Source organism: Candidatus Bathyarchaeota archaeon (assembly GCA_026014725.1).
Classification (GTDB): Archaea; Thermoproteota; Bathyarchaeia; order Bathyarchaeales; family Bathycorpusculaceae; genus Bathycorpusculum.
In genome coordinates this window covers 1-3,227 of record JAOZHV010000006.1, presented here as the reverse complement: position 1 = coordinate 3,227, position 3,227 = coordinate 1, and the positions used below count along the sequence as shown (strand labels likewise).

General features: G+C 48.1%; 3 protein-coding genes. All 3 read right to left on the bottom strand.

The annotated features are described in order from the left end of the window. Positions 1–827 (bottom strand): terminase family protein (locus tag NWE95_00740; protein ID MCW4002428.1); only part of this gene is annotated, 827 nt, incomplete at its 3' end. Beyond that, on the bottom strand, positions 748–1,161 hold the full coding sequence (locus tag NWE95_00735) for a hypothetical protein (GenBank protein ID MCW4002427.1): 414 nt from the start codon (positions 1,159–1,161) through the stop codon (positions 748–750). The genes NWE95_00735 and NWE95_00740, both read right to left, overlap by 80 nt. Positions 1,162–2,480: 1,319 nt before the next feature. Further along, on the bottom strand, positions 2,481–3,227 hold a 747-nt coding region (locus NWE95_00730; GenBank protein MCW4002426.1), incomplete at its 5' end, for a hypothetical protein.

Sequence of the window (3,227 nt, the reverse complement as noted above, 5' to 3'; positions counted from 1 at the left end):
CTTTGGGTTAGCCAGACGTCTTCGTCTTCTGCCCATTCGGCGAGCATTTCGCGGCGCCATCTGGCTGGGTCTTCGCCCATTTGGGTTTGTATTTTTTCGATTATGCTTTGTTTTAGCGGTCCGTTTGGCTCTAGCGCTTTTGTTACGGGTATGTGGCTGGTTTTGAAGTCGGTGAAGTTTTTGTGGTTGAAGATTCTGTAGAATATGCTGTCTGTGTGCCATGGGGTGCTGCTGCAGACGAATTTGCCGTTTGTGGCGCCTAGAGTGTATAGTATAGCGTCGTAGAGTTCTTGGTCGTTGGCTACGAAGTTGAATTCGTCGCAGTAGACTATGTTGAATGATGGTCCCCTAATCGTTTCTGGGTTGTTGGGGAAGGCTTCGATTGTGCTGTTGTTTGTGAAGTGAATTAGTGTTCGTTGCGGCTTGAAAGCTATGTTGGGTGGTAGTTTGCGTGTGAATTGTGCTATGCGTGCGAGTATGCGTTTGGTTTGGCGCCATGATGGTCCTACGATGGCGATTTGGCTGTTTGCGTGCGTTACAGCATACCATAGCAGGAGTGCAGATATGAGGATGGTTTTGCCGCTTTGTCGGCACCATCGAGCGGCGGTGAACTGGTTTTCCGTGAACATGCGGGCGAATTCTTCTTGGTAGGCGAAGGGCGTGAAGCCTAGGATTTCTTTGAAGAATGTTATGGGGTCAGTGCTTGAGGCTTGGATTTTGATGGCTTGAGCTTGCTGGATTAGCTGCTCACTGAGTTGGAGTTTGCGCCATTTGGGCAGGATCTGGTTTGGGCGGTAGGCTCTCGGCTTTTTGGAGTAGTTGGGCATATTTTTCCTCCATAGCGTTTAGTTTGGTTTCGATTTCGCGGTAGTTGATGTAGTCGGCTAGGAGTTCCTTGTAGGTTTTCGCTAAGGTGGCTATTACTTGGAGCCTTTGAATTTCATTTTTGTTTATCCCAGGCGTGCTTGCTGCCTCTAGCGCGGCGGCAAGTTTTTTCAGTGTTTCTTCAATGCTTGGAAGTTCCTTTGGCAATGTAACCGCGGCGTTCAGAGCCGTTTTGTAGTTGGTTAATCCTAGGCGTTTGCACTTGACCAGTATGGCGTTTGGTTTTCTTCCGAGTTTTTCGGCAACGATTGCAATAGGTGTTTTTGCGTCAACCATCGCTTTTAGCTGTATTTCTTCTTCTACTGTCCAGGGTTTGCCCTTAGTAATAACTCAAACGCTCCGTTGGCACATTTTTTTCAACATTGATGCTGTTGACTTGTGGCTATGACCGCTTGCATCTTGCTGTTTGCGGTGATACTCGCTGGCAACAGATAAAACTGGGTTTTGCGTTTTAAGTCACCTGTCTTAGAATTTGTGCATACAGCATTAAAAGGCAACGGCGAAAAGGGCTTCCACAACAGGAGAGAGTGCAGTTAAAGTGATTAAAATGATGATGAATGCGGAGAATTACCAGATTGGACATTTGGTTCTTTTGAACAGTCGCTTAGAGGAACTTTGTTTTACATATAGTGTGCTGGAGCAAAGATTAATGTGGTGTTTTCGATTTTTTCGCAGCCCCAGAAGTTTTTTGTTGCTATTAATGCTTTTTGCGGTTTGTATGTTTTTATGAAACTTCGCAGGCTTCTCTTCGATGCAGCCACTTTGTCAAGTTTGGCAAAATATCCCTTGGATAGGTCCGGGAGCTCACAGTTTATGACAGTGTTAATAAATGCTTTTGAATTTTACTATTATTAAAATTGACTATGCTTTAGGAAAAATGGGAATCTGTCAGAAACGCGGATGTAGGTAGAACAATTGCTTGTGATTGGCAGATGAAGACGCAAAATGGTTCTTCAGATATGGAGGGATGACGAAGTTGTTGTGGAAGCTTATGCAGTGTTACTATTGGCATTGGAATCGTTCATAAAGTCTTGTTTGAGGAGCGGGCAAAATCTGTAAGGAGGACTTCGAGAAAGGTGGAAGAGATGCGTAATAATGGTTGGCGCGTGATAGCATTGGATTGCTTAGAAGTTGTTCAATGTCCGCGGAGTCTTTGATTGGTTAGGCGTTCAAAAATTGGACTATTAGGGGTTGGTCGTTTTTCTGCAGAGCTTATTGCGCAATATTGACCGGCGATTCCTTTGGAGTTGCAGTTTGAGAAGAATAGCTGACGCTCAGGCTACACTCGCGTTCAGCCACGAGACCACACAAAATCCGTGGTAAGCAGTGTGCCTGAATATGCAACAACAGGAACCATGCAAAATAGGAATATTAAGTTGCCAATGCCTTGGTTGCTATGAACGTGTGTTTTCGCCAATTACAGATTTGTTTGAAAGGTAAGTGTCGTAATTGAGAACCGCGTTGGGTGGTGTCTTGATAAACTAGTTGCATTCTGAGTTTTCATGAAAAAGTTGCAGCTCCGAATGGGAGCTATAAGGTTTATGATCCTATCTGGTGATGCTTGGGCTTGACTAAAGAAAAAGGGGGTTTGTGTTTTATGGGTCGTGTATGCCGCCTTTGTAGGGGTTGGTGACGTCTTTGGCGCCTGGGTCGTACCACATGCGTTCGCTGATGGTGCCGAGCACTTCAGGTATCGTGTACGTTGGGTGGTACGGGTTGGGGCTGTAGTTGATTTTGAGGATTATCGCGGTGACGCCTGCGGGCGCGCGTTGCAGTTCGATGATGCCTGGTTCTAGGCCGCGTGCTTCGTCACCGTGCAGCCAGAGCGAGGCGTAGTAGGTGTCTCTGCCCCAGTTGCCCCAGACGGTGAAGAGCACTGTGCCGTTGATGTCTTTGTGGGTGGCGATGACGGCGTAGCCGACGGTGTCGCTGCTTTCATACGTGTTGTAAGAGCCATACCAAGCCCTGTTCCAGCACGTGATTGGCGCGATTTTGTTGCTGTAGGCTGTGCCTGCGAAGTCCCATATGCCGTAGAACGCGTCTGTCCAGTCGTTCGCGTAGTACGAGAACAGGTTCGCGATGGGTCCGCCCACGCCGATCATGTTGCTGCTTGCAACAGGCCAGTACGTGCAGAAGTCGTCCCGCAAGGCAGCTCTTAGCAAGCCGTCCTTGTAGGCGGCTACCGTCGTGCCGGAGGCGAAGTTAGCCATGACCCACGGCATCTGGTTCGCAACGGATGCAGCAGCCAAGTCCCCGCCAGCAATGCCGATCTGCACCTTCTTCAGCGAGTCGAAAGCTTCAGCAACCAGCGCTGAGCCAGCGGAGTCAACAGACTGCGAGTC